We start from the raw sequence: 26389 nt of genomic DNA, 5'->3' as shown, positions 1-26389 counted from the left end.
ACATGAGCGCGCCTAGGTCGTCGCCCGGCTTGACCGGGCGACCCAGTATTCCAGAGACAGCAGAGATTGAATCGATAGGTCACGGCGTACTGGATGCGCCGGTCAAGCCGGCGCATGACAGCGGAGGGTGTGGACGAGCCTACCCCGCCTTCTTCTTGACGTCCTTGACGTTGGCGAATTCGATGCCCTCGGCCCGTTCCCTGGTGTAGCCGAGATAGAACTCGTTCCTGGCGAGGTACACGGGATCGCCATCCACGTCGTCGGCGATGCTGGAGGTGTTGGCGGCGACAAAGGTGTCGAGTTTCTTGCGGTCGTCGGACGAAATCCAGCGCGCAAGCTGAAATTCGCTCACCTCGAACTCGACCGGCAGCGCGTATTCGGCCTCGAGCCGCGCCTTCAACACGTCGAGCTGCAGCGCGCCGACGACGCCGACGAGCGCGGGCGCACCGTCGCGCGGACGGAACACCTGGACCACGCCCTCCTCCGACATCTGCTGCAGCGCTTCCTTCAGCTTCTTCGCCTTCATCGCGTCGGTGAGACGCACGCGGCGGACGATTTCCGGCGCGAAGCTCGGCACGCCGACGAAGGTGAAATCCTCGCCTTCGGTCAGCGTGTCGCCGATCCGCAGCGTGCCGTGATTGGGAATGCCGACGACGTCACCGGCAAAGGCTTCATCCGCCACCGATCGGTCCTGCGCGAAGAAGAATTGCGGGCTCGACAGCGGCATGCTCTTGCCGGTGCGCACCAGCTTGGCTTTCATGCCGCGGCTGAGTTTTCCGGAGCACAGACGCGCAAAGGCGATGCGATCGCGATGGTTCGGATCCATGTTCGCCTGGATCTTGAACACGAAGGCGCTCATGCGCGGATCGGTGGCTTCGACCTTGCGCTGGTTGCTCTCCTGCGCACGCGGCTCGGGCGCGAACTTGCCGAGCCCTTCCAGGAGGTCGCCGACGCCAAAATTGCGCAGCGCGCTGCCGAAATAGACCGGCGTCAAATGCCCCTCGCGAAACGCTTCGAGCTCGAACGGCTTTGAGGCTTCGGTGACGAGCTCGAGTTCGTCCTTCACCGCAGAGACATCGAGGTTCGCGTTGAGCTTGCCGAGCTCCTCGATCTCGATCTGCTGCGCAGCACCGGTCTTGGCGCCGCCACCTTCAAGCAGGCGCACGCCGCCGTTGAGCACGTCATAGGTGCCGAGGAAGTCGCGGCCGCGGCCGACCGGCCAGGTCATCGGCGTGGTATCGAGCGCCAGCGTCTTCTCGATCTCGTCCAAGAGCTCGAAGGTGTCGCGGCTCTCGCGGTCCATCTTGTTGATGAAGGTGATGATCGGGATGTCGCGCAGGCGGCAGACCTCGAACAGTTTTCGCGTCCGCGCCTCGATGCCCTTGGCAGCGTCAATCACCATCACGGCGGAATCGACCGCCGTCAGCGTGCGGTAGGTGTCTTCCGAAAAGTCCTCGTGGCCCGGCGTGTCCAGGAGATTGAACACCAGCCCTTCGAACTCGAAGGTCATCACCGACGTCACGACCGAGATGCCGCGCTCGCGCTCGATCTTCATCCAGTCCGAGCGCGTGTTCCGGCGCTCGCCCTTGGCCTTGACCTGGCCGGCGAGATTGATGGCGCCGCCGAACAGCAACAGCTTCTCGGTCAGCGTGGTCTTGCCGGCGTCCGGGTGGGAGATGATCGCAAAGGTGCGTCGCCGCGCCACTTCAGCAGCAAGCGGGGAACGGACCGGCGATTCGGTTGCGGTGGCGGTGTCGGACATGGCGGGAGCGTTTGGCAGGGAAAACCGGCCTTTTCAAGCGTCAAATGGTGATTGCAGAGACCCTTTGCCAGCCCCATATGCCCCCGGGGAAGGACGACCTTCCGTCATCAGCACATCGCTTCGCGGGGACGACCCTGCCTGAAAACAGAGGGTTGTCATGGCCTGGATCGTGTTGTTCGTCGCCGGTCTGTTGGAGGTCGGCTGGGCGATCGGCCTCAAATTCACCGAAGGCTTTAGCCGGCTCGTTCCATCCGTGCTGACGCTCGCGGCGATGGCCGGCAGCGTGCTCCTGCTTGGGCTCGCCCTGAAAACGCTGCCGATCGGAACCGCCTACGCGGTGTGGACCGGCATCGGAGCGGTCGGCACCGCGCTGCTCGGCATCGCCCTGTTCGGAGAGCCCGCCACCGCCATGCGGCTCGCCAGCATCGGCCTGATCGTCGCAGGCATCGTGGGGCTGAAACTCGTCACCTGATCAGCGCAGGACCTGTACCAGCCACCAGGTCAGCGCGGCGACGATGGCCGAGGCCGGGATCGTGATGACCCAGGCATAGACGATCGAGCTCGCGACGTTCCAGCGTACCGCAGAGACGCGGCGGGCGGCGCCGACGCCGACGATGGCACCGGTGATGGTGTGCGTGGTCGAGACGGGAACCCCGAGATAGGTCGCCATGAACAGGGTTGCCGCACCACCGGTCTCCGCGCAAAAACCCTGCATTGGCGTCAGCTTGGTAATGCGCAGACCCATGGTGCGAACGATCCGCCAGCCACCCATCAGCGTGCCCAGTGCCATCGCGGCCTGGCAAGACAGCACGACCCAGAACGGCACCGAGAACTCGTTGCCGAGATGGCCCTGTGAATAGAGCAACACCGCGATGATACCCATGGTCTTCTGGGCGTCATTGCCGCCATGGCCGAGCGAATAGAGCGAGGCAGAGGCGAATTGCAGGATGCGGAACGCGCGGTCGACGGCAAAGGGCGTCGAGCGCACCGAGGCCCAGGACACGATCGCAACCAGCGCCATCGCGAGCAGGAAGCCGACCAGCGGCGACAGCACGATCGCGAGCACCGCCTTCGACAACCCGCTCCAGACCGCCGCCGAAATCCCGCCCTTGGCGATGCCGCCGCCGACCAGCCCGCCGATCAGCGCGTGCGATGACGAGGACGGGATGCCGAGCGCCCAGGTGACGAGGTTCCAGACGATGGCGCCGACGAGGGCCGCGAAGATCACCTGCGCATCGACGATGGCGGGATCGATGATGCCGGTGCCGATGGTTTGGGCGACGTGCAGGCCGAACACCAGGAAGGCAATGAAGTTGAAGAAGGCAGCCCAGAACACCGCGTATTGCGGCCGCAGCACGCGGGTCGAGACGATGGTCGCGATCGAATTGGCGGCGTCGTGCAGACCGTTCAGGAAGTCGAACAGCAGCGCAACGGCAATCAGCCCGACCAGGACAGGAAAACCCAACGCAGCATCCACAGCGCGGCCCTGCCTTACACTTGCTCGATGACGATGCTGTTGATTTCGTTCGCGACGTCGTCGAAGCGATCGGCGACCTTCTCGAGATGGTCGTAGATCTCGACGCCGACGATGAAGTTCATCGCATTGCCGTCGCGATGCTTCAGGAACAGCTCCTTCAGCCCGATGTCGTGGAGATCGTCGACGCGGCCCTCGAGCTTGGTCAGTTCCTCCGTGATCGCCGTCAGCATGGCCACGTTCGGACCGATCGCCTGCATCAGCGGCAGCGCGCGCCCGACGAGGTTGGCGCATTCGACCAGCAGCCCGCCCATCTCCCGCATCGGCGGCTCGAAGGCGCGGACCTCGAACAGCATCACAGCCTTGGCGGTCTGCTGCATCTGGTCGATGGCGTCGTCCATCGAGGTGATCAGGTTCTTGATGTCGCCGCGGTCGAACGGCGTGATGAAGGTACGCCGAACGGCGGTGAGCACCTCGCGTGTGATGTTGTCCGCGTCGTTCTCGAACTGGTTGACGCGCTGGCAGTAGACCGGGGTCTCCTCGCCGCCGTTCAGCATCCCCTGGAGTGCGATGGACCCCTGGATCACGGTCTGGGCATGGCGGTCGAACAGATCGAAGAACCGTTCCTCCTTGGGAAGAAAGGCGCGAAACCATCGCATCATGGGAATTACTGCCGGTTTGAGATTGGCCGGTCCGGGAGGACTGTCACCAAACTGTCATAGACCATTTTCGATCCGCGCGCGTGCCACCTCACGCCCGCCGAACCGGGTCATCCACCGCTTTCGCGCGGCAGTCTTTTACAAGCTACATCAATAACTTACAGCGACCTGCGGAAGTAATGCGCGATTTCGCCGACTACGCCCCGGCGGAATGTGAGCACGCAGATCACGAAGATCGCGCCCTGAATCACGGTCACCCACTGGCCGAAGCTCGCGAGATATTGCTGCATGGCGATGATGACGAAGGCGCCGACCACGGGTCCGAAGATCGTGCCGAGGCCGCCGACCAGCGTCATCAGCACGACTTCGCCCGACATCGACCAGTGCACGTCGGTGAGCGAGGCATTCTGCGCCACGAACACCTTCAGCGACCCGGCAAAGCCGGCCAGCGTACCCGACAGGATGAAGGCCAAGAACTTGTACTGGTCGGTGCGATAGCCGAGCGAAATCGCGCGCTGCTCGTTCTCGCGGATCGACTTCAGCACCTCGCCGAAGGGCGAGTTGATGATGCGGTAGATCAGAAGGAAGCCGCCGAGGAAGCCAACCAGAACGACGTAATAGAGGATCGTCGGCTTGGACAGGTCGAGCACGCCGAACATGCGTCCCTGCGGAATGCCCTGGATGCCGTCCTCACCATGGGTGAACGGCGCCTGGAGGTAGATGAAGTAGAGAAGCTGCGACAGCGCCAGCGTGATCATCGAGAAGTAGATGCCCTGGCGGCGTATCGACACGTAGCCGGTCACGATCGAGAGCACGAAGGCCGCGGCGACACCGACGAGGATGCCGAGCTCCGGCGGCAGGCCCCACACCTTCAGCGCATGCGCGCTGCAATAGCCTGCGGTGCCGAGGAACATCGCATGGCCGAAGGAGAGCAGACCGCCATAGCCGATCAGGAGGTTGAAGGCGCAGGCCAGAAGCGCAAAGCACAGCGCCTGCATCACGAAGAACGGATAGATGCCGGTGAAGGGCACCGAAGCGAGCAACAGCGTCATTGCCACGAAGACGATCATTTCGTCGCGCATCGCGCGCGGGGGCGCCTTCAGGGTGTCGTCGGTTACTACGGTCATATCAGGCCGCCCTTCCCGTCAGTCCGGTTGGCTTCACAAGCAGCACCAGCACCATCAGCACGAACACGACGGTGTTGGAGGCTTCCGGGTAAAAATACTTGGTCAGGCCTTCGATCACGCCGAGCGCAAAGCCGGTGATGATCGAGCCCATGATCGATCCCATGCCGCCGATCACGACCACCGCGAATACCACGATGATGAGATCGGCGCCCATCAGCGGCCGCACCTGGTTGATCGGCGCGGACAGCACGCCGGCGAGCGCCGCAAGGCCGACGCCGAGGCCGTAGGTCAGCGTGATCATGCGCGGCACATTGATGCCGAAGGCACGCACCAGCGTCGGGTTCTCGGTCGCGGCGCGCAAGTAAGCACCGAGCCGGGTCTTCTCGATCAGGAACCAGGTGGCAAGGCACACCACCAGCGAGAAGATGACGACCCAGCCGCGATAGATCGGCAGGAACATGAAGCCGAGATTCATGCCGCCCTTCAGTTCGTCGGGAATGGCATAGGGCAGACCCGAGGAGCCAAAGTAGTTCTGGAAGAGGCCTTGCACGATCAGCGCGATGCCGAAGGTGAGCAAGAGGCCGTAGAGATGATCGAGCCCGGTCAGCCATTGCAGCATGGTCCGCTCCAGGATCATGCCGAAGATGCCGACGATAACAGGTGCGATCAGAAGCGCCCACCAGTAGTTGATGCCGCCAAGGTTCAACAGGAAGTACGCGACGAACGCGCCCATCATGTAGAGCGCGCCGTGAGCGAAGTTGATGATGTTGAGCATGCCGAAGATCACGGCAAGCCCGAGACTTAGCAGCGCGTAGAACGAGCCGTTGATCAGTCCCACAAGTAACTGTGCGTAGAGAGCCTGCATCGATCGATCTCGTACCCGGTCTCGTTATGTCATTTCCACTAGGCCGCGCCTTAAGGCGCGGCTGATCTTACTTCTTCACCAGCGCACAGGCGCTTTCCGAGAGCGGCCGGAACGCCTGGTCTCCCGGAGTGGTCCCGATCAGCTTGTAATAGTCCCACGGCCCCTTCGACTCCTCCGGCTTCTTGACCTCGAAGAGGTAGGCGGGATGCAGCTTGCGGCCGTCGGCGCGGATCGTGCCCTGGCCGAACAGCGCGTCGTCCGTCGGCAATTCCTTCATCTTGGCGACGACCTTGCCACCGTCATGCGGATTGCCGCCCATTGCCTCCAGCGTCTTGAAGTAGTGCAAGAGGCCCGAATATACGCCGGCCTGCACCATCGAGGGCATCGCCTTGTTCTTCATGCGCTCGGAGAAGCGCTTGGAGAAGGCGCGGGTGCCGTCGTTCATGTCCCAGTAGAAGGTCTCGGTGAAGTTCAGCCCCTGCGCCACCTTCAGGCCGAGCGCGTGCACGTCGGTGATGAAGAGGAGCAGGCCCGCAAGCTTCTGGCCGCCCGAGACGATGCCGAATTCCGCCGCCTGCTTGATGGTGTTGGTGGTGTCGCCGCCGGCATTCGCCATGCCGATGATCTTGGCCTTCGACGCCTGCGCCTGCAGCAGGAACGAGGAGAAGTCGGCGGTGTTGAGCGGATGCCTGACAGTGCCGATCACCTTGCCGCCCGATTTCACCACGACCGCGGCGGTGTCGCGCTCGAGCGCGTGACCGAAGGCGTAGTCGGCGGTCAGGAAGTACCAGGTGTCGCCGCCGGCCTTCACCAGCGCCTGCCCGGTGCTGTTGGCCAGCATGTAGGTGTCGTAGACCCAGTGAACCGTGTTCGGCGAGCATTGCGCGTTGGTGAGGTCGGACGTCGCCGCACCCGTATTGATCATGACGGAGTTTTTCTCCTTCACGACGTTGTTGACAGCCAGCGCCACGCCGGAGTTCAGCACGTCCATGAAGATGTCGACCTTCTCGACGTCGATCCATTGTCGCGCAATCGTGGTGCCGATGTCCGGCTTGTTCTGATGGTCGGCCGAAATCAGATCGAGCTTCCAGCCTTTTGCCGCAAGCCCGGAATCCTCGATCGCCATCTGCGCGGCGACGGTCGAGCCCGGACCGCCGAGGTCGGCATAGAGACCTGAATTGTCGGTGAGCACGCCGATCTTGATGTTCTTGTCCTGCGCGATTGCGCCGCCTGCCATTCCAAACATCAAGGCAGTGCCAAGCAACATGGCCGAAATGCTGTGCTTCATGATCCGCTTCCCCAATATCTCTTTAGTAGTTGTTCTTCAGTAGTTGTTCTTCAGGCGGCCTGCACGGGCTCACACACCGAGATAGGTGTGCAGCTTGTTCATGTTGGCCGCCAACTCCGAATTTGAAAATCCGTCGATGATCTTGCCGTGCTCGACAACGTAATAGCGATCCGCAACGGTGGACGCGAAGCGGAAGTTTTGTTCGACCAGAAGGATCGTGAAACCTTCCTTCTTGAGCCGCGCAATGGTGTGGCCGATCTGCTGGATGATGACGGGCGCAAGTCCTTCGGTCGGCTCGTCGAGCATCAAGAAGCTCGCGCCGGTGCGCAGGATGCGCGCGATTGCCAGCATCTGCTGCTCGCCGCCGGAGAGTTTTGTGCCCTGGCTGTTGAGGCGTTCCTTCAGGTTCGGGAACAGTTCGAAGATCTGGTCGAGCGACAATCCCCCGGCCCGCACCGTCGGCGGCAGCAAAAGGTTCTCGCGCACGTCGAGGCTTGCGAAAATGCCGCGCTCCTCGGGACAGAAGGCGATGCCCATGCGCGCGATCCTGTCGGAGGTCGCGCGGATGATGTCCTGGTTGTTGAACTTCACCGAGCCGGTGCGCTTGCCGATGATGCCCATCACCGACTTCAGCGTAGTCGTCTTGCCGGCGCCGTTGCGCCCGAGCAGCGTCACGACCTCGCCCGCCTTCACGTCGAAATTGATCCCGTGAAGGATGTGGGACTCGCCGTACCAGGCTTCCAGGTTGCGGACTTCGAGGATGGTGCCGCCCGTCGAGCCGGCCCTTGTCGCCGGCGCTTCGGCGATCGCAGTCTCAGGCATGACCGGCTCCCAAATAGGCTTCCTTGACGCGCTCGTCCTTGGAGAGGTCGGCGTAGTTGCCTTGCGCCAGGACCTGCCCGCGCGTCAGCACGGTGATGATGTCGGAGAGATTGGCCACAACGCTTAAGTTATGTTCGACCATGAGGATCGTGTACTTCGCCGAAATGCGCTTGATGAGGGCGGCGATCTTGTCGATGTCCTCGTGACCCATGCCGGCCATCGGTTCGTCGAGCAGCATCATCTCCGGATCGAGCGCCAGCGTGGTCGCGATCTCGAGCGCACGCTTGCGCCCATAGGGCATTTCGACCGCGGGTGTATTGGCAAACTCGCTGAGGCCGACGTCGTTCAACAATTCCAGCGCGCGGGCGTTGAAGCGGTTGAGAACGGACTTGGAGCGCCAGAAGTCGAACGAAGAGCCATGCTGACGCTGGAGCGCGACGCGGACATTCTCCAGCGCCGTGAGATGCGGAAATACCGCTGAAATCTGGAACGAGCGAACCAGTCCCATGCGCGCGACGTCGGCTGGTGCCATCGCGGTGATGTCCTGACCTTTGTACAGGATCTTGCCGGCAGACGGTTTCAGGAACTTGGTCAACAGATTGAAGCAGGTCGTCTTTCCGGCCCCGTTCGGGCCGATCAACGCGTGAATGCTCCCACGGCGGACCTTGAGCGCGACGTCGCGGACGGCGAAAAATCCCGCAAATTCCTTGGTCAGGCCTTCCGTTTCGAGAATGAACTCATCAGCCAAACAAATTTCCCCCTGCTCGCACGACCCGCGGTCGCGCGCGGCTTTCCTTATTGCTCTCGGCTTTCCGGTGGCCCTTATAGCCTGTCCCGGAACGCCGCCTCCTGCGGCAGAATATGCCGGAGGTGACGGGGGTTAGGCAAGGTGGAAAGCTGCGCAAGGCAAACTGCCGTCCACCGCGCGAATGCGCCCTTAGTCGAAGACGTCAGAATTTGCGTCTGCCCCGCTGACGATCCGCAAAGCGTCGGTCATCAAGCTGTCGTTAACGGTCTTTCGCAGGCAACGCCAGCCTTCATAGAAAATTTTCCCGCAGCAACGATGATGCGCGCGTTTTTATTCGCCGGGAATTTTGTTTTGGATTTCGACAGCGCCACACCCTCGATTGTCAAATCGATCAGGCAGCGTGATCTCCTCAACACGTGGCTGCGACTTTATGCGCGCGATAAAAAGGTGCCGGCGATCTGGGAGTACCAACCGGCGCGGCTCGAGGAAGAGCTGTCCGATCTCATCTATTTTACGGTGGACATGTCCACCACGCCGCCACGCCTGGTCATTCAGAGCGAGGGATCGCGCATCTCGCGCGCGTACGGCCATACCGGCAAGGGCGCATTGCTCGAAGACTATCTCGGCGCGAGGCTCGCGCCCTTCGTCATGCCCATCTACCACCAGTGCGTGGCGCGCGGACTTCCCGCCTACACCGTTGCCGACGTCGATGATATCTACGGACGCGTCGTCGCCTATGAACGGCTGCTGCTTCCGTTCGTGACCGACGACAGGGTCAGCCATGTCATCGCCTCGCTCAAGACCTTTTGCGAGGACGGCGGCTTCGAGATCAAGAATCTGATGCGCGGAAATGACGCGGTGCCGCGGCCGAAGCTGCGCGCGGTGATTGATCGCGATCTCTTCCATCGCTCGCCCGGCCGCATCGACGCCGCCGACGTGATCGAATTCGCCGAACCGAGCGTTGCAGGCCTTCCAACCGAGATCATCGAGCTGAACTAGCTACTGAACTAGCTCTTGCCCGCCTTGCCGCCGACTTCCTTGGCGTAGATATCCGGTTTGAAGCCGACCAGCAGCTTGGCGCCGACCTCGAGCACCGGCCGCTTGATCATGGACGGCTGCGCCAGCATTAACGCCAGCGCCTTCTTCTCGTTGAGACCTTCCTTGTCGGCGTCGGGCAACTTCTTGAACGTGGTGCCAGCGCGATTGAGCAGCGTCTCCCAGCCGAGCTTGTCGCTCCACTGCTTGAGCTTGTCCTTCTCCACGCCGGCCGCCTTGTAATCGTGGAAATCGTAGGCCACGCCATGCGTATCGAGCCAGGCGCGCGCCTTCTTCATGGTGTCGCAGTTCTTGATGCCGTAGATGGTGGTGGCCAAGGGTCGCTCCAAAGGGTCGTTCCTCGCGCATGCGGCTAGGGCCGGATAAGGCGTTGTACGAAACTCCGGTTCGCCCCACAATATTCGCCGAGAACATGTTGTGAATTCGCGAGACTGACATCCATGCACGTCACCCATGATCCCGCGGCTGGTGCCGCCCCGACCATCGACTTCAACCAGTTTCTCGCCGTCGATATCCGTGTCGGCACGATCGTCGATGCAAAGCCGTTCCCGGAGGCGCGCAAGCCGGCGTGGCGGCTGTGGATCGATTTTGGCGCCGCGATCGGCGTGCGCAAGTGCTCGGTGCAGATCACGGAAAACCACCCGCTTGAAACCCTGGTGGGACAACAGGTCGCCGCCGTCGTGAATTTTCCGCCGCGCCAGATCGGGCCGGTCGTGTCGGAGGTGCTGACGCTCGGCTTCCCCGACGCCAACGGCAAGGTCGTGCTGGTGCAGCCAAGCAAGCCGGTGCCGAACGGCGGGCGGCTGTTCTAAGGGATGATGCGCGTGAGACCGACGATCGCACTTTTGCCGGGCCTGCTCTGCGATGCGCAGGTCTGGGCCGGGCAGCACGTTGACCTTGCGCATCTCGCAACAGTCGCGGTTGCCGATTTTTCCAAGGAATCCTCGATCGAAGCGATGGCCGCGAAGGCATTGAGCGAAATCGCAGGGCCGCTCGTTGCCATCGGCCATTCCATGGGCGGTCGCGTCGCGCTCGAAATGGTGCGCCAGGGCAAGGAGCGTATCGTCGGCCTCGGGCTTCTCAACACGGGCATCCACGTCAGGCGCGAAGGTGAAGTCGAGAAGCGCGCCGAGCTCGTCCGGCTCGCCTATGACAGCGGCATGGGCGCGCTCGCGGATCGCTGGCTGCCCGGCATGCTCGATCCCGCACGAAAGGACGACCAGGTGCTTTTGGCGAGCATGAGGTCGATGGTCATGCGCGCGACGCCCGAACAGCATGAGCGCCAGATCCAGGCGCTGCTCAATCGGCCCGACCCGCGCGGATTCCTTCGCGACATCGCATGCCCGACATTGGCGCTGGTCGGCCGTCAGGACCAATGGAGCCCGCTCGCCCAGCATGAGGAAATCGCCGCGCTGATTCCGGGGACCAAGCTGGCGATCATCGAGAACGCCGGCCACATGGCGCCAATGGAACGGCCGGCCGAGACGTCGGCTGCGCTCTGCCGCTGGCTGCGGGACGATCTGCTGCATTGAACGGCCGCCGGCTGACTTGACGCCGGGCCAACATATCACTAAAAAAGACTGATCAGTCAGTTTTATTATTCAGACCTTCCCGTCGCTCAAGAAAAACTATCGATATGTCAGCTATTTAAGAGGCGTCTTGAATGCCCAAGATCAGCGACCAGAAGCGCGAGAGCCGCCGCCAGCAGATCCTCGAGGCGGCCTTAGCCTGCTTCTCCAAAGACGGTTTTCACCAGACCGGCATGGCCGACATCGTGAAGCGGTCGGGTCTGAGCCATGGCGCGGTCTATCTCTACTTCCAGAGCAAGGACGACCTGATCGAGGCGCTCGCCGACGACCGGCACCGCCGCGAGGCCGTGCTCAATTCGGTAGTGCAAGGCGCGCGCGATCCGCTGGAGGGACTTCGCGCACTGGTCGGCGTCTACGCCCAGTGGCTGACCGATCCCGCGGGCGAAGCGCGCCGGCGCGTCGGCATCCACGGCTGGGCCGAAGCCCTGCGCAACCGCCGTGTTCGTGCCAGCGTCGTCGAAGGCATCGACATGCCGCGCGCCGTCATCGTCGCCCTGATCGAACGCGCCCAGCACGACGGCTTGTTCAAGCGCGATGTCAGCGCGGACGCGATCGCCCGGATCCTGATCGCGATGTTCCAGGGATTTGTCCTGCAAAAAAGCTGGGGCGAGGATTTTGACATTGAAGCCTGCATGGTGGCCGTCGACGGCGTGATCGAAGGATTTCGCACGACGAAGCCGGACGTCAGGCGACGAACCAGGACGTGAGCGATGTCCGCGATCCCAGAACTTCTTGCGGGTGCCGGCGTCGGTCTCGTCGGAGGGCTGACATCGGGCTTGATGGGCACAAGCCCGGGCGGCGGCCTCGTCATCTTCTGCGTATTGCTGCTCGGCGCGGAACAACATGTCGCCCAGGGCACGTCGCTGATCGCGCAGGTGCCTCCGACGGGTCTCGCCGGCGTGCGCCGCTACTGGCAGAGCGGTAACCGCAGCCCGCTGCAATGGATTGTCTGGATCGGCATCGGATTTCTTGTCGGTGGCGCGGGCGGTGGCTATGCCGCCGCGGCCGTGTCCGACCAGGTCCTGCAATGGACTTATGTCGTCTATCTCGTTGCTCTGATCGCAGCACTGCTTCTGCGTCGCGAACGCAAGGACGGTAGTCACGAGGCCCGCGATCCCGGCGAACTGCCCTGGCTTCCCCTGTTTCTCATCGGCACGCTTGCCGGCTTTTCCTCCGGCTTCATGGGGATCGGCGGCGGGCTCGCGATCACGGTTGGTCTCGCCGCGGGCCTGCGCGTGCCGCAACATCAGGCACAACTCGTCAGCCTCATCTTCTCGGTCATCCCGACCAATATTCCGGCGGCCTGGATCTACTGGAGCAAGGGGCTCATGGTGGGCTGGCCGGCCATCATCGGCATTCTTGCCGGCCTTTGGATCGGGACTGATCTCGGCGCACGCATGGCCAATGGCGTCAGCAAATCGGTGCTGCGCCGGATCATGATCGGGCTCGTCTCGCTGATGACGCTCTACATGGCCGCCAAGGCGCTGAGCTGATCCCCTACCCTCCCGGCCGCTTCGGAATGTTCAACCCGCGCTGCACCGCCGGACGCGCCAACCCGCGCTCCAGCCATGCGGCGACGTCCTTGAACTGATCGAACGCGACGAGATCGCGCGCGCCGTAGAAGCCGATGAGATTGCGCACCCAGCCGAGCATGGAAATGTCGGCGATGGTGTACTCGTCATCCATGACCCACTGCCGGCCCGCAAGGTGCGTTTCGAGCACGCCGAGCAGCCGTTTGGACTCGTCGACGTAGCGCTTGAGCGGCCGCTTGTCCTCAAAATCCTTGCCGGCGAATTTGTGGAAGAAGCCGACCTGGCCGAACATCGGCCCGATGCCGCCCATCTGGAAGTGCACCCACTGGATGGCCTGCCAGCGCCGCGCCGCGTCCTGCGGCAGAAGCTTGCCGGTCTTCTCCGCGAGATATTGCAGGATCGCGCCGGACTCGAACAGCGGCAGCGGCTTGCCGCCGGGGCCGATCGGATCGAGGATCGCCGGGATCTTGCCGTTCGGATTGAGCGACAGGAATTCTGGCGTCTTCTGGTCGTCCTTGCCGAAATCGACGAGATGGACCTCGTAAGGCAATCCAATCTCTTCCAGCATGATCGAGACCTTGACGCCGTTCGGCGTCGGTAGCGAATAGAGCTGAAGGACTTCGGGGTTCTTGGCTGGCCAGCGCTTGGTGACGGGAAAGGCGGAGAGATCGGGCATCAGGACCTTGGCTTCGTTATTGGCAAGCGTCTAATCTAGGTGGATTGAAGGACGACACAAGGCCGCGCGCGTGGATGAACAACAAACCAAGGTGGGCCTGAGCGACGACGAACTCGCAACGCATCCGACCGTCTATGCGGCGGATACGCTGAAGGATCAGGTGGCGATCGTCTCCGGCGGCGCCGGCGGCATCGGACGGGCGATTGCGCTCCTGTTTGCCCGGCTCGGCGCCCATGTCGTCCTCGTCGGTCGCGACCAGGCCAAGCTCGATGCGCTCGCGGCCCGGCTTGGCGACAAGGCCTCCGCGCATGTCGCCGATATCCGCGATCCCGATGCAGTGAAGGCGCTGTTCGCTGCGGTGTGGGGCGAACATGGCCGCGTCGATTGCCTCGTCAACAGCGCCGGCGGCCAGTTTCCGCAAGCCGCCATCGACTTTTCGGTGAAGGGCTGGAACGCCGTCATCGACACCAATCTGAACGGGACCTGGTACATGATGCAGGCGGCGGCGCAGCGCTGGCGCGATGCAAAGCATCCCGGCGCGATCGTCAACATCGTTGTCGTCACGACCCACGGGCTTTACGGAATCGCGCATTCGATCGCCGCGCGTTCCGGCGTGATCGGCCTGTCGCGCGCCGTCGCCGTCGAATGGGCCCCGCTCGACATCCGCGTCAATTGCGTAGCGCCGGGTGCGATCGAGACCGAGGGCTGGAACGTCTATACGAGCGAGGCGCGTGCCGCCTATCCGCGCTCCAATCCGATGATGCGCGCCGGTTCAGCATTCGACATCGCGGAAGCCTGCGTCTATCTCGCCGCGCCGTCAGGAAAATTCATCACCGGGGAGACGCTCACCGTCGACGGCGGCGGCCAGCTCTGGGGCGAGACCTGGACGACGGGCAAGCCGGATTATTTTCGCGGCGGGTGAAACGGCTGCTACGGCGGCAGTGTCGTCATCGCGGTGAGCGGAGCTCTCGCCTCATGCTGCAGCCGGTAGTCCACGAACCATTGTCCCGTGATCAGCAGCATGGCCGTGAACGTGAGCGCGATCATTGCCGTCGCCAACTGGCTGGCGTCGTTCATAGCGTTTGTCCCTCAACACCATCCTCGCAGTGCAAGGATCAAACGCGGCTTTGCAGGTGCAGTTCCTATTCGCGCCCGAAATACTGCCGATTTTTCCCGGCCTAGTAATTGATCTCCATCCGCAATCCCCGCGGATCGATCTCGTCGCCGCCGACGCGCTTCGTGCTGTCGCGCGCGGCGACCGCACAGGCACAGGCGTCGATCAGATCGTCGCGGCCGATACCGGTACCGTGGCGCAGCGTCAGCCACTCCCGGACCTTGGCGAAACCGCGCGCCTCAAGCAGCTTGAGACGCTGCTCGCGTCCGGCCGCCGACGTCTTTGGCTCGAGTTTCTGCTCACCTGCGAGATTCCAGAAGATCAATTCCGGATGCGCTTCCCCGATTGTCTCCTGGCGCTCCGGCGTCATGACGTCGTCGACCTCCCTGATCTTGTCCCTGATATTCCAGAGCTGGCTCGACACGCCCTTGTCGCCGTTTTGCCAGTAGTGCCGGTTTGCCGTCGCCATGTCCGGAAACGTCCAGAGGTCGCGGCGCGCGCCGAGGAAAACGGCGGGGCCGATCAGTTCACGCGCACGCATATCGCAGGTGCGGTAGCCGCTCGTCTCCAGCCCGATCGGCATGTCGATCATTGCACGCTTGTGCGCCATCGCGAGCAGGCGCGTGAGACCCGGCGAATAGTCAAATCCGTGATCGCCGCGATCGTCGATCCAGGCCGCAACCCAGCCGAAACGAAATCCATCCAGGCCGAGATAGTTCGGCATCGCGTTCTCTTCGCTTTCAACCTGTGCTTGACATCCGCAAAGCGCGGGCGTATGTCCCGCGCCCTCGCGAACACTTCCGTTCGCGCGTGACGAACATGAACCGAGCCATGCACTACCGCTACGAAAGAATTGCACGACTGTCGAACGGCCTACGGCCGATCGATAGCGCATGCCCGGCTCATGGGAGCGATCTTGCCTGATACGCAAGATCGACAAGTCCGCTTCTCACGGACCCTCCCGAGCCAGCCGCTCCGGAGGGTTTTTTGTTGCCTCCGCGTGGCCCAATCGAATTGCCCGGCAGATTGCCGGAACGGGAGACCCGGATCCCGGGGCTCGCGCTCGAGAGGCGCGTGCCCAAGCGCGCGGGGCCTGCCGGAGGGAACGAGGCGATGAGCCGGATACCGATGGCAGAGCGAACTCTTGAGAGTTCGCGAATTGCGGCGCGTCGAGAGCGCCGCGACAGATTTCATTGATACGGTTTGCCGCATTAGCGGCTCAACCGACGCTGGTGGTGAAGATTTCGGATACTTCGCGCCAGGCAAAGCGGGTATGCCTCCCGCCTGTGACTCACGCACCGGGATGCGGACCCGCGAAGGTTTGCACGCGGCCCGGCGCAGGATCCGTCCGTAAGGACTGCACCTGTGTTGCTGTCACTGAAAGCCGATATCGCCCGTTCCCCAGCGTACACTTATTTGTCGATGCCAAGGTCAACGCCAAGGCAGCGGCACGGCGGTGGTGAAGATAGCTGTTACTTCGGTAGAAGCGCCGGACCGTTACCTTGGCCCGGAGTCGCGGGTTCGAACCCCGCCGGCAGAAATGCCGTGGCTGAGTATGCTCTTCGGAGCGGCAACAGCATCGTCCGTTCCCCGCCAAATCAATCACGATCCGTGGTGAAGATCGCTGTTACTTCGCCTGCAACGCGAGAGGTCGCGGGTTCGAATCCCGCCCGGTGTCCCATGCACCGGTAGCTCAGTGGACTAGAGCGCTTTCCGGCCGGCTCACGCCGGCTGGATCTCAGCAATCGCCCGTTCCCGGATCGCGTCCTTAGCCGCCGGTGGTGAAGAGTGCTGTTACTTCGTAATCGCAAGGTCGGAGGTTCGAGTCCTCCCGGACATCTCGTCCGTAGCTCAGTGGTAGAGCATGTGAATGCCCGCGAGGGCAGTACAGCCTCGCCTGTTCCCCGGCACCTGTTTTTCAACCCATCATCAAGTGAGAGGAGGCCGTCATGGTCAGGCTCAACAAGATCGTTCGCGCCTTCACGCGTGAGGGCGCGCGCGCAAAGCGCTTCACGCCCGAGATGGAGCTGAGGCGCGCACTGATGAACTGCCTCCTCTGGGAGGACCAGTTCTACGAGGACGGCGTTGCGATCGCCGATCGCATCAAGGCGCTCGTGCCCAAGGTCGCCACTGCGCGCGTCGCGCAGATGGCGATCGAGGCGCGCGAGGTCATGAAGCTCAGGCACGCACCCCTGCTCGTGGTCCGCGAGATGGCGCGCAGCGAGAAGCATCGTGCCCTCGTTGCCGACACGCTGGCCCAGGTGATCCAGCGTCCCGACGAAATGACCGAGCTGCTTGCGATCTATTGGGCCGATGCGCTCGGCCCGATGCAGCAGCGCAAGCGTCAGCCCGTCTCGGCGCAGATCAAGAAGGGCCTCGCGCGTGCCGTGACGAAGTTCGATGCCTATCAGCTCGCGAAGTACGACCGCGACGGCGCGGTTCGGATCAGGGACGTGCTGTTCCTGGTTCACGCCAAGCCGAAGGACGCCGAGCAGGAGAAGGTGTGGAAGCAGCTCGTCGACGGCGAGCTCGCCTCCCCCGACACCTGGGAGGTCTCGCTCTCGGCCGGCAAGGGCAAGCGCGACACCTTTGAGCGCCTGATCGCCGAGCGCAAGCTCGGCGGCATGGCGCTGCTGCGCAACCTGCGCCTGATGCAGAAGGCGGAGGTGCCGCGCGAGACGATCGCGGACGCGATCGAGGCGATGCGGACGGATCGTATCCTGCCCTATCGCTTCATCACGGCGGCGCGCTATGCGCCGGACTTCGAGCCCGAACTCGAAGCTGCGATGCTCAAGTCGGTCAAGGACCATGTGCGGCTTCCCGGCCGCACCCGGCTCCTGATCGACGTGTCGGGCTCGATGTTCGCAACCCTCTCCGCGCAGTCGGAAATGACGCGCGCGGAGGCCGCGTGCGGTCTAGCAATCCTGGCCCGCGAAATCTGCGACGAGGTCGAGATCTTCACCTTCAGCAACAAGGTGGTGAAGGTCCCTCCCCGCCGCGGCTTCGCGCTACGGGACGCGATCGTCAACTCGCAGCCCCATGGCGGGACGTATCTCGGCAAGGCGGTTGCTGAGATCGACCGCAAGGACGACCGCCTGATCGTCTTCACCGACGAGCAGAGCCACGACCAGGTGCCCGAGCCCAAGGCGCGCGGCACCATCGTGAACGTGGCCTCGTATCAGCACGGCGTCGGCCACGGCGCCTGGACCCGCGTCAGCGGCTTCTCGGAGGCCGTGGTCGCGTGGATCGCGGCGTCGGAAACGACGTTGCACTGATGCGGCATACATACCAACGACCCCGGGCGCGGGACACCGCGCCCGGGATTTTTCAATCTTTTGGAAAGATCCCGCGCGGATCGGCTACGATGCCGTGCGGGTGTGAAGCAGGAAACAAGATCATGCGACGACCCGATCCCTACCAGGAACGTGCCCGCGAGCTGTGCCTCGCCGCCGGCGTCGATCCGGATGCGCGCGTCGGCGAAGGACGCGGCCAGCCCGCCTGGTGTCTCTACCGGGACGCCGCGCGGAAGGAGCAACTGGCCCGCGAAGCCAGCGCGGCCGCGAACGAGATCGCGAACCTTCGTCCGCGGGAGGAGCGATTCAAGAACGCGCCGCTCAAGATCTTCGGCCAGCACGAGGATGCGACCGTCGCGCAGATGCGCAACTGCATGGCGGTCGGCAACGTCGTGTCCGGCGTGATCTGCGCCGACGGCCATCTCGGCTATGCGCAGCCGGTTGGCGGGGTCATCGCCTATGAGAAGCAGATCAGCATCTCCGGCGTCGGCTTCGACATCGGCTGCGGCAACATGGCCGCGCGCCTCGACACGCGCTTTGCGGACATCGCAGGCCTCGTGCCCACGATCATCCGCGACGTCGCGAAGACGATCTCCTTCGGCGTCGGCCGGGCCAATGCCGAGCGTGCCGAGCACGCACTGTTCGACGACGGCGATGCCTGGCGCGAGAGCGACATGGAGGTCTATCGGCAGAAGGCCGTGAGCCAGCTCGGCACGGTCGGATCCGGCAACCACTATGTCGATCTGATGCGCGACGAGGAAGGTTTTGTCTGGATCGGCGTCCACTTCGGAAGCCGCGGTCTCGGGCATACGTCCGCGACGCGTTACCTCAAGGCCGCCGGCGGCAAGGACGGCATGAACGTTCCGCCCGCCGTCGTCGACGAGGATTCCGAACTCGGTCGCCGCTACATCGCGGCGATGCAGCTCGCCGGGCGTTATGCCTATGCGGGCCGCGAATGGGTGGTGGAGCGCGTCCGCCAGATCATCGGCGGCAGCGTGACCGTATCAGTGCACAACCACCACAACTATGCCTGGCGTGAGACCCACGACGGGCGCGATTTGTGGGTGGTGCGCAAGGGCGCGACGCCAGCCTTCCCCGGCCAGAAGGGGTTTGTCGGCGGCTCCATGGGCGACGACGCCGTGATCCTCGAAGGCGTCGACAGCCCCGAGGCGAAGGCTTCGCTCTATTCGACCGTGCACGGCGCCGGCCGCCTGTTCGGGCGCAAGGAGGCGAAGCGCCGCTTCACGCGTACCGAGATGGATCGCTGGCTGAACGAGCGCGGCGTTACCCTGATCGGTGCCGACCTCGACGAAAGCCCGATGGCTTATCGCCGTTTGCCGGACGTGCTCGCGCAGCACGCCGGCACGGTGAAGGTGCTGCACACGCTGCGGCCGTTCGCCGTCGCCATGGCCGGCGAAGGCGAATTCGATCCGTGGAAGGATTGACACAAGCAGAGGGCGGGAGGCCTGCCTCCCGCCCTCACCGCGCCTGGGCTTCAGGCACTGCTCTTACTCACTTGAGAAGCTCGCGCATGGCTGCCGATCAGTTTCAGCCAGGGCGCAGAATGGAACGCGGTCATCAGCAGATACATCGGCACCATTCCGCCGAGCGACGACGCGCCAGTGGCTGAACATAACGCATCCGCCGATCCGCCGAACACTCCCGTCAGCACCGCCATGATCGCAAAGGTCGGCGCGGCCGCGAGGTGAAGCCAATGGGCTGCGCCGATCGCGGCTCGCTTGCTCACGACTTTGCGCCCGCTTGCTCTTTGCGGAACGCCGCCTCGCCGGCATCCGACACCTCGACCCATCGCTTGTCGGGCGCCGCACCCTCGACGTAGCTGTCGTGCCAGTTCCACCATTTGTAGGTCGGCGTCTGGGGATAGCCTTCGGGTGAGTCTTCCCACACCTCCTGCCGTCCCAGCGGCGTGATGTCGAGGTAGTTCCAGGTGCCTCCCATCTGCTCGTCGCCGCGGTTGTTGATGAAGTAGGTGCGGTAGAGCTTGCTGCCGTCGCGGAAGAACACGTTGGTGCCGTGCCACTCGCCGACGCCGAAATCGGCGTCAAAACTGTCCGTGACCGTGTACCAGGGGATCATCTCCCATCCCATGCGCGCCTTCAGGCGTGCGATGTCCGCCTGCGGTGCGCGCGAGACGAATGCGAGCGTGGTGTCGCGGGCGTTCAGGTGGGCGAGATGGGCGACCTGATCGGCCACCATGGAGCAACCGCGGCAGGCATGTTCGGGCCAGCCGAACACGCCCGGTTCGAAGAAGGCACGATAGACGATCAGTTGATGGCGGCCCTCGAACAAGTCGACCAGGCTCGCTTTGCCCTTGGGTCCGTCGAACGCGTATTGCTTCTCCACGGCGAGCCACGGCATCCGCCGCCGCTCGGCCGCGAGCGCGTCACGCGCGTGCGTCATCTCCTTCTCCTTCACCAGCAATTGCTGGCGCGCAGCTTCCCACTGCTGCGCCGAAACGACATGAGTCTGCATGACAAACCTCCTGTTTGTTGTCTTTGCTTGTGCGTTCCGTCAGGCCGGCAGACGCCGGTCGTAGTCCTGCTGCAGCCGGGCCCAGCCATCCCAGAAAAGCGGCGGCTCCTTGCCGGAGGCGCGCGCAACCAGGATGTCGAGATGCATGTGCCAGCCGGCGCCGACCTTGAGCATCATCGCGCGATCCGGCAGACGGCGGTGGGTGACGGTGAGCAGCACGCCCGCGCCCGCAGGCTCCAGTTCAAAGGTCACGTCGCCACTGTTGTTCCAGACGATCGTAAGTTTCCGCAACGGATCGAGTTCCGTGATCCGGCTCTGCATCCGGTGCTCTTCGGGAAAGCCCTCCGGCCGCTTGCTCGGGGGATCGTTGAGCTCGTCGTTGCGCCAGGAGAGTTCGAAGGGCGCGCCGACCTTCATCTCCATAGCGCCCGACGCCAGCCATTTGCGGCGCAGCTCGCTGTCGGTGAGATAGGCCCAGATGCGCTCGATCGGTCCGGGCAACAGGCGCTGAAGTCTGAGCGTCGTCGGTTCGATCAGCTCGCCATATGCGTCAGGCTTGGTCTTGGTATCCATTGTTCGACTCCCTTACTTCTTCGGTGTCTTGCTCGCCGTCTTGTTGGTTGCCTTGATTGCTGTCCTATTGGTTGCCTTGGCCTCGTCCTCGGCGCGCAGCAGGGCCTCCAACGTGTCGAGACGTTCAGTCCAGAAGCGCTCATAACGCCGCAGCCACGCATCGGCTTCCGCGAGCCGCGCGGCCTGCAGACGACAGAAATGGGTGCGGCCACGGATCGTGCGCGTCACGAGCCCTGCGTTCTCCAACACCCGCACATGCTTGGAAGCTCCGGCGAAACTCATACTGAAGGGTGTTGCGAGTTCGCCGATCGTGAGTTCCCGCTCGGCCAAATGACCAAGCATCGCCCGCCGCGTCGGATCCGCGAGGGCATGAAAGACGGCGTCGAGATGCGCTTGTTCAACCATGTGGTTTAACATAAACGCCCGGCGCTAATTGTCAACCGATCGGTTTAATTTTCTTTTCAGGCCGGTTCCGAGGGGGCCGGCCTAGCCGCCGTCCGCTGGTCCGGTCATCTCGTCAGGTATTCGCGCATCAGGGCGCGGGCATGATGCAGCCGCGCCCTTGTCGCTTCGTGCGTGATCCAGCGCGACGTCACGATAATGCGGCGACAACGCTTCCAGCGCCGCCGCGATGTCACCCTAAGGGGCCGTAACGAGGAAGGAGGATTCGCGCGCCCTCAGTTTTTTCAGGCGCCGACGGCCTGGTAGGCTAGGCGCTTGAATTCGAAGAAGAAGGGATTCCAGAAGCCCATCTGGCGCTGCGCCATCAGCACGCCGGCCGTATTGGCCTGCGGACAGATCCACAAATGCGTGCCGGCGACGCCGCCCCACTGGAATTCGCCGGTCGAGTTCGGCGGATCAAACGGCCCCGGCTGGTAGGTTACGGCGCCGCCGAGACCAAAGCCCTTGCCGGGGATCGGCCCGAGCATGGCAAAACGGATGGTTTGCCCGGCGGGAAGCTGGTTCGTCATCATCGCCTGGATGGTGTCGGGCTTCAGCAGGCGCTCCTCGCCCGGCAGCAGGCTTCGCACCAGCGCGAGCATGTCGGGCAAGGTCGAGACCAGGCCGCCGCCGCCCGACAGCCGCGGGAACGGCCGGCGATAGGCTTGCGGATAAGGCAGGTCGTCGATCCGCCACAGGCCCGGCTTCATCGGATCCAGCACATCCGCGCCGCGATAATACGCGACCAGCCTGCCCTGCTCCGCCCCCGGCACCCAGAAGCCGGTGTCGACCATGCCCAGCGGCTCGAAGATGCGCGCCTTGATGAAGGTATCGAGCGGCTTGCCCGACACAACTTCGACGACACGGCCGAGCACGTCGGTCGCAACCGAATATTCCCAGGAGGCACCCGGATGATAGGACAGCGGCAGATCACCGAGCCTGTCGATCATGTCGGTGAGCGGCGTCAGCGGATTGAGCACCTTGGCTTCGTTATAGCCTTTGAACAGCACCGTGCCGGGATCGAAGATTCCATAGCTGAGGCCCGCGGTGTGGGTCAGGAGCTGACGGATCGTGATCGAGCCCTTTGCCGGCTCGACGTCGGCGAGGCTCGTCGCCCCGTCCTTTAGCACCTTGCGATTGCCGAGCTGCGGCAGAAATTTCTCGATCGCGTCGTCGAGGCCGATACGGCCCTCCTCGACCAGCAGCAAGATCGCGATGGTGATGACGAGTTTTGTGTTGGAGAACGCGCGGAAGATGTGGTCGGGCCGCAGCGCCACATTGGCCTCACGATCGGCAAATCCGACGCATTGCTGGTCGACGACGTCCCGTCCACGCAGCACGGCCCAGGACACGCCCGCAATGATCTCCTGATCGACGTAGCGCTGCATCGCCGTCCGTACGGCGGAAAAATCGGTGACCTTGGCGTCCATCGCGTCTGCTCTCCCCAAATTTGGTTGCACGGATATAGCGGGAATTTGTCGGATGGGAAGCCTGCGACGCCGTCAGCCCTGCTTCTGCAACACCGTCACTTCCAGGCTGCGCCTGATCTCCATCCCCTGCCGCTTGTACAGTGCGATTGCGGAGGTGTTGTCGGAGAACACGTGCAGGAAGGGAATCTCACCGCGCGCGACGATCTGACGGGCGACGGCGCCGAGCAGCGCCTGCGCATAGCCGCGGCCACGATACGACGGATGAACGCACACCGCCGTCATCTCGGTATAGTTGCCGGGCTTCATCCGTTCGCCGGTCATCGCGACGAGCTCGCCGCCGTTGCGGATGCCGAGAAACGTGCCGAGCTCGTGCGTGCGCGTGCCAAACGGGCCGGGCTTGGTTAGCTCGACGAGCGCCATCATGGCCGGAACATCATCGGCACTCAGCGTTACAATCTCGACGCCAGAGAGCCTACTCTCGGAAGGCGTTCCGATCATCTGCTCGCCGCTCTTGGCGAGCAGCACCTTGAAGCCCGCCGGCGCGCTGATTTTGTCCGGCGTGAACAGCACGACATATTCGGAGGGCGCCATCAGCTCGCCGAGCGCGGTAAAGCTCGCATCCGACATATCAGCCATGTCGGCGAACGGCCCGATCTCGGCGGGAAAGCGCCGCGCCTGCGCGCCGCCCAGCGCAAGGCCACTCTGCCGGGTCGTCAGTGCACTCCAGATCGGACGGTCGAGCAACGTCACGTCGCTAGCGGACACGGGACGCTAGTCCTTGTCGAAACTGACAATGACGGCGGCGTTGGCAATGAGGATGGGATCATTGCCCTGTTCCGGAGCCGAGGGAATCTCCAGCCCGCCCTTGACCGCGTTGACGGTCACCGTGCCGTAAGGAAGTTCCTTGGCGACGGCGTCCTTGTCGACCGCTTCCGGATTGGGCACGGCTATCGTGACATCCACGAACATGTCGTTCGCCGTCTTCCCGATCATGCGGAAGAAGCCGAGACTTGAATGGCGGATGGCGTCAGACACCGCGCGCTTCGCCGCCTTCGTCGCGTCCTTGCCATGGACGTCGACGCCCATGCCCATCTCGGTGATACAGCGCACGCGGGTCATTTCGACTCCTGTTCGATCATTTTCCGGAGCGCGACCTTCCGCGATACACGTGCCATGCACAAGAGGCTTGTCGCGACCCGCCCTGCGGATCACTCCGACCATTTCTCGTGCGCGCGCAGCTCGTCCACCAGCACCCGCACGTTCTCCGAATAATCGATCGGGATCGAGATCAGGTGCACGCCGCCACTCTTGAAGGCGGCATCGAGCGTTGGCACGAAGCTGTCAACGGTCTCGATGCGATGGCCTTTGGCGCCGTAGGACTGCGCATATTGCGTGAAGTCGGGGTTGCCGAAGGTCAGGCCGAAATCGGCAAAATGGTCGACCGCCTGCTTCCAACGGATCATGCCGTAGGCGCCATCGTCGAGGATCAACACCACCAGATTGAGCTTCAGCCGAACCGCCGTCTCCATCTCCTGGCTGTTCATCATGAAGCCGCCGTCGCCGCAGACCGCGAGCACGCGCCGCTCCGGATAGAGCATGGCCGCCATCATCGCCGATGGCAGGCCGGCGCCCATGGTCGCGAGCGCATTGTCGAGCAGCAGCGTGTTGGCGACGCGGGTGCGGTAGTTGCGCGCGAACCAGATCTTGTACATGCCGTTGTCGAGCGCGACGATGCCGTTCTCCGGCATGACCTGGCGGACGTCGTGCACGATCCTTTGTGGCGTCGGCGGCCAGCGGGATTCGGTGGCGCGATCGGCGATATGCGCGAGGATCTGCTCACGCGCCGGCAACAGCGCGGCGGCGTTCGGCAGCTTGCCTTCGAGGCGATCGGCCAGCAATTCGAGGCTCGGCCCGACGTCGCCGATGACCTCCGCATCCGGGAAATAGACCTGCTCGACGCTCGCCGGCGTGTAGCTGACATGGATCACCTTCGGGCCCCACGGGCCCATGATGAAGGGTGGCTTCTCGATCGCGTCATGGCCGATGGCGACGATCAGGTCGGCGGCATCGATCGCCTCGTGGACATAGTCGCGCTCGGAGAGCGCCGCCGTGCCCATGTAGAGATTGGTGCCGCCGGGCACGGTGCCCTTCCCCATCTGCGTGGTGAAGAAGGGAATGCCGGTGCGCCGCACGAAGCTTGCGATGCCGTGGGTCGATCGCGGCCGGCTGGTCGCGGCGCCCATCATCACGAGCGGGCGCTTAGCGGCCAAAATCATCTCGGCGGCGCGGTCGAGCGCGGCGCGATGGGCGACGGGAATTTCGATCGGATGGATCGGCACGACAGGCGCCGGCGCGACCTCCTCGCCCGCGACGTCCTCGGGCAATTCGAGATGCACCGGACCCGGCCGCTCCTCCATCGCCACGCGGAAGGCGTCGCGCACCACGGTCGGGATGCTCGAGGCGCTGACGATCTGCCGCGCCAGCTTGGTCAGCGGCTTCATGGAGGCGACGACGTCTACGATCTGGAAGCGCGCCTGCCGGCTGCTCATGATCGCCTTCTGCCCCGTGATCATGATCATCGGCATGGCGCCGAGATAGGCGTAAGCCGCACCGGTCGACAGGTTGAGCGCGCCCGGGCCGAGCGTCGACAGGCACACGCCCGGTTTGCCGGTCAGCCGGCCATGGGTCGCGGCCATGAAGGCGGCGGCCTGCTCGTGCCGGGTGAGGATCAGCTTGATTTTTGAGTTGCGCAGGGACTCGACCAGGTCGAGGTTTTCCTCGCCGGGCACGCCAAAAATGCGGTCGACGCCTTCGTTCTCGAGCGCCGCAACGAACAGGTCCGATCCCTTCACCATGCGCGTCTGTTCACTCATGTCGCCTCCCCCTTGTCTCCAACCATTGGACGGGATGGTAACCGCTCAACCGTCCGGCACAACTCACAATGCTTTTCGGCTTGTCGCCATCCGCAGGTTCGGACACTGGTTTCATCGATCCTCGACCACAAGCGCGACATGAATCCCAAGACCTTCAAAGCTCATTGCCGGCGCCTTCCCGCCGTCACCATGGTGATCCAGTGGGAAGGCACCTCCGTGTTCAAGGTCGGCGGCAAGATGTTCGCGCTCGCCGGAGGTTTCGTGGAACGCTCCGGCGGCTTCATGTTCAAGACCTCGAACATGGCCTATGCGCTCCTGATCGAACAGGGCCTGGCACGCCCGGCGCCGTACCTCGCCCGCGCCAAATGGGTGCAGCTCACCGACAATGATGCCCTGAGCGATGCCGAGCTCGCGGCCTATCTCCGACAGTCCCATGCCCTGGTGGTCGCAAAGCTGACGCGGAAGGCGCGTAAGGAACTCGGGCTCGTCTGAATGGCTGCCGGAACCGGCGCCCGTATTCGCTCGCGGTACGGAAGAGTGTCTGCCGAACGGCGCGTATTCGCTTGCCGAGCGA

Annotated in this window: 30 protein-coding genes; 10 read left to right on the top strand and 20 right to left on the bottom strand. The window is 63.5% G+C overall.

Going from position 1 to position 26389, the window contains the following annotated elements:
- Positions 1-139: 139 nt before the first annotated feature.
- On the bottom strand, positions 140-1762 hold the full coding sequence (locus KUF59_RS20565) for a peptide chain release factor 3 (RefSeq protein WP_212459387.1): 1623 nt from the start codon (positions 1760-1762) through the stop codon (positions 140-142).
- Positions 1763-1919: 157 nt separating this feature from the next.
- Between KUF59_RS20565 and sugE the strand changes: the two genes are divergently transcribed.
- Complete coding sequence (gene sugE / locus KUF59_RS20560) at positions 1920-2234, top strand: quaternary ammonium compound efflux SMR transporter SugE (protein WP_212459386.1); 315 nt, start codon at positions 1920-1922, stop codon at positions 2232-2234.
- On the opposite strand, the gene KUF59_RS20555 is transcribed toward sugE, so the two are convergent.
- From KUF59_RS20555 to KUF59_RS20525, 7 genes are all read right to left on the bottom strand, one after another.
- Positions 2235-3239, bottom strand: coding sequence for an inorganic phosphate transporter (locus KUF59_RS20555; RefSeq protein WP_212459385.1), 1005 nt, complete (start codon positions 3237-3239; stop codon positions 2235-2237).
- Between the two features lie 14 nt (positions 3240-3253).
- A complete protein-coding gene (locus KUF59_RS20550) occupies positions 3254-3898 on the bottom strand; it encodes a DUF47 domain-containing protein (RefSeq protein WP_212459384.1) in 645 nt (214 codons plus the stop codon).
- A gap of 155 nt (positions 3899-4053) precedes the next feature.
- Positions 4054-5022 carry a branched-chain amino acid ABC transporter permease gene (locus KUF59_RS20545; protein WP_212459383.1) on the bottom strand — a complete coding sequence of 323 codons (969 nt, stop codon included), beginning with the start codon at positions 5020-5022 and terminating at the stop codon, positions 4054-4056.
- Position 5023: 1 nt separating this feature from the next.
- A complete protein-coding gene (locus tag KUF59_RS20540; RefSeq protein WP_212459382.1) occupies positions 5024-5887 on the bottom strand; it encodes a branched-chain amino acid ABC transporter permease in 864 nt (287 codons plus the stop codon).
- Between the two features lie 67 nt (positions 5888-5954).
- Positions 5955-7175, bottom strand: a complete 1221-nt coding sequence (locus KUF59_RS20535) for an ABC transporter substrate-binding protein (RefSeq protein WP_212459381.1) — start codon at positions 7173-7175, stop codon at positions 5955-5957.
- Positions 7176-7244: 69 nt separating this feature from the next.
- Positions 7245-7997, bottom strand: coding sequence for an ABC transporter ATP-binding protein (locus tag KUF59_RS20530; protein WP_212459380.1), 753 nt, complete (start codon positions 7995-7997; stop codon positions 7245-7247).
- Positions 7990-8745, bottom strand: coding sequence for an ABC transporter ATP-binding protein (locus KUF59_RS20525; RefSeq protein ID WP_212459379.1), 756 nt, complete (start codon positions 8743-8745; stop codon positions 7990-7992). Before KUF59_RS20525 ends, KUF59_RS20530 begins: the two co-directional genes overlap by 8 nt.
- Before the next feature lie 315 nt (positions 8746-9060).
- Here KUF59_RS20525 and KUF59_RS20520 point away from each other — a divergent pair, with 315 nt between their 5' ends.
- Positions 9061-9744, top strand: coding sequence for a PAS domain-containing protein (locus KUF59_RS20520; protein ID WP_212459628.1), 684 nt, complete (start codon positions 9061-9063; stop codon positions 9742-9744).
- Between the two features lie 8 nt (positions 9745-9752).
- On the opposite strand, the gene KUF59_RS20515 is transcribed toward KUF59_RS20520, so the two are convergent.
- Positions 9753-10118, bottom strand: a complete 366-nt coding sequence (locus KUF59_RS20515; protein WP_212459378.1) for an ArsC family reductase — start codon at positions 10116-10118, stop codon at positions 9753-9755.
- 123 nt (positions 10119-10241) lie between these two features.
- Here KUF59_RS20515 and KUF59_RS20510 point away from each other — a divergent pair, with 123 nt between their 5' ends.
- From KUF59_RS20510 to KUF59_RS20495, 4 genes are all read left to right on the top strand, one after another.
- Entirely contained in the window at positions 10242-10613 is a 372-nt protein-coding gene (locus KUF59_RS20510; protein ID WP_212459377.1) for a tRNA-binding protein, read from the top strand.
- 12 nt (positions 10614-10625) lie between these two features.
- Positions 10626-11333 (top strand): alpha/beta fold hydrolase, encoded by a 708-nt coding sequence (locus tag KUF59_RS20505; RefSeq protein ID WP_212459376.1) that lies wholly within the window; start codon positions 10626-10628, stop codon positions 11331-11333.
- 131 nt (positions 11334-11464) lie between these two features.
- Complete coding sequence (locus KUF59_RS20500) at positions 11465-12097, top strand: TetR/AcrR family transcriptional regulator (protein WP_212459375.1); 633 nt, start codon at positions 11465-11467, stop codon at positions 12095-12097.
- Between the two features lie 3 nt (positions 12098-12100).
- Positions 12101-12883 carry a sulfite exporter TauE/SafE family protein gene (locus tag KUF59_RS20495; protein WP_212459374.1) on the top strand — a complete coding sequence of 261 codons (783 nt, stop codon included), beginning with the start codon at positions 12101-12103 and terminating at the stop codon, positions 12881-12883.
- A gap of 4 nt (positions 12884-12887) precedes the next feature.
- Here the strand turns inward: KUF59_RS20495 and KUF59_RS20490 are convergent, their stop codons facing one another.
- Positions 12888-13598: a glutathione S-transferase family protein gene (locus tag KUF59_RS20490; protein WP_212459373.1), complete on the bottom strand. Its 711-nt coding sequence runs from the start codon at positions 13596-13598 to the stop codon at positions 12888-12890.
- 70 nt (positions 13599-13668) lie between these two features.
- On the opposite strand from KUF59_RS20490, the gene KUF59_RS20485 reads away from it, so the two are divergent.
- Positions 13669-14520, top strand: a complete 852-nt coding sequence (locus KUF59_RS20485) for an SDR family oxidoreductase (protein WP_212459372.1) — start codon at positions 13669-13671, stop codon at positions 14518-14520.
- An 8-nt stretch (positions 14521-14528) separates the two neighbouring features.
- Here the strand turns inward: KUF59_RS20485 and KUF59_RS20480 are convergent, their stop codons facing one another.
- Positions 14529-14675, bottom strand: coding sequence for a hypothetical protein (locus KUF59_RS20480; protein ID WP_212459371.1), 147 nt, complete (start codon positions 14673-14675; stop codon positions 14529-14531).
- Positions 14676-14776: 101 nt separating this feature from the next.
- A complete protein-coding gene (locus KUF59_RS20475; RefSeq protein WP_212459370.1) occupies positions 14777-15436 on the bottom strand; it encodes a DUF429 domain-containing protein in 660 nt (219 codons plus the stop codon).
- A 1225-nt stretch (positions 15437-16661) separates the two neighbouring features.
- Between KUF59_RS20475 and KUF59_RS20470 the strand changes: the two genes are divergently transcribed.
- Both KUF59_RS20470 and KUF59_RS20465 read left to right on the top strand, forming a co-directional pair.
- The gene (locus KUF59_RS20470; RefSeq protein WP_258769905.1) at positions 16662-17987 is read left to right on the top strand and encodes a TROVE domain-containing protein; all 1326 of its coding nucleotides are present in this window, start codon (positions 16662-16664) and stop codon (positions 17985-17987) included.
- Between the two features lie 122 nt (positions 17988-18109).
- The gene (locus KUF59_RS20465) at positions 18110-19450 is read left to right on the top strand and encodes an RtcB family protein (protein WP_212459368.1); all 1341 of its coding nucleotides are present in this window, start codon (positions 18110-18112) and stop codon (positions 19448-19450) included.
- Between the two features lie 50 nt (positions 19451-19500).
- On the opposite strand, the gene KUF59_RS20460 is transcribed toward KUF59_RS20465, so the two are convergent.
- The 8 genes from KUF59_RS20460 to KUF59_RS20425 all read right to left on the bottom strand — a co-directional run bounded on the left by KUF59_RS20460 (position 19501) and on the right by KUF59_RS20425 (position 25815).
- Positions 19501-19752: a hypothetical protein gene (locus KUF59_RS20460; RefSeq protein ID WP_212459367.1), complete on the bottom strand. Its 252-nt coding sequence runs from the start codon at positions 19750-19752 to the stop codon at positions 19501-19503.
- Positions 19749-20498, bottom strand: coding sequence for a DUF899 domain-containing protein (locus KUF59_RS20455; protein WP_212459366.1), 750 nt, complete (start codon positions 20496-20498; stop codon positions 19749-19751). The genes KUF59_RS20460 and KUF59_RS20455 overlap by 4 nt, the downstream gene beginning before the upstream one ends.
- Before the next feature lie 39 nt (positions 20499-20537).
- Positions 20538-21071 (bottom strand): SRPBCC family protein, encoded by a 534-nt coding sequence (locus KUF59_RS20450; protein WP_212459365.1) that lies wholly within the window; start codon positions 21069-21071, stop codon positions 20538-20540.
- A gap of 12 nt (positions 21072-21083) precedes the next feature.
- Positions 21084-21476, bottom strand: a complete 393-nt coding sequence (locus KUF59_RS20445; protein WP_212459364.1) for an ArsR/SmtB family transcription factor — start codon at positions 21474-21476, stop codon at positions 21084-21086.
- 281 nt (positions 21477-21757) lie between these two features.
- Positions 21758-22942: a serine hydrolase domain-containing protein gene (locus KUF59_RS20440; protein WP_212459363.1), complete on the bottom strand. Its 1185-nt coding sequence runs from the start codon at positions 22940-22942 to the stop codon at positions 21758-21760.
- 72 nt (positions 22943-23014) lie between these two features.
- A complete protein-coding gene (locus tag KUF59_RS20435) occupies positions 23015-23707 on the bottom strand; it encodes a GNAT family N-acetyltransferase (protein WP_212459362.1) in 693 nt (230 codons plus the stop codon).
- A 6-nt stretch (positions 23708-23713) separates the two neighbouring features.
- Complete coding sequence (locus KUF59_RS20430; protein WP_212401550.1) at positions 23714-24061, bottom strand: Lin0512 family protein; 348 nt, start codon at positions 24059-24061, stop codon at positions 23714-23716.
- Positions 24062-24150: 89 nt separating this feature from the next.
- Positions 24151-25815: an acetolactate synthase large subunit gene (locus KUF59_RS20425; RefSeq protein ID WP_408918103.1), complete on the bottom strand. Its 1665-nt coding sequence runs from the start codon at positions 25813-25815 to the stop codon at positions 24151-24153.
- A gap of 138 nt (positions 25816-25953) precedes the next feature.
- Between KUF59_RS20425 and KUF59_RS20420 the strand changes: the two genes are divergently transcribed.
- Positions 25954-26307, top strand: coding sequence for an MmcQ/YjbR family DNA-binding protein (locus KUF59_RS20420; protein ID WP_212459361.1), 354 nt, complete (start codon positions 25954-25956; stop codon positions 26305-26307).
- Positions 26308-26389: the final 82 nt, after the last annotated feature.

The sequence above is a fragment of the Bradyrhizobium arachidis genome (assembly GCF_024758505.1).
GTDB classification, from domain to species: Bacteria; Pseudomonadota; Alphaproteobacteria; order Rhizobiales; family Xanthobacteraceae; genus Bradyrhizobium; species Bradyrhizobium manausense_C.
The sequence above is the reverse complement of the archived record's forward strand: the minus strand, read 5'-3'. Positions and strand labels throughout refer to the sequence as shown.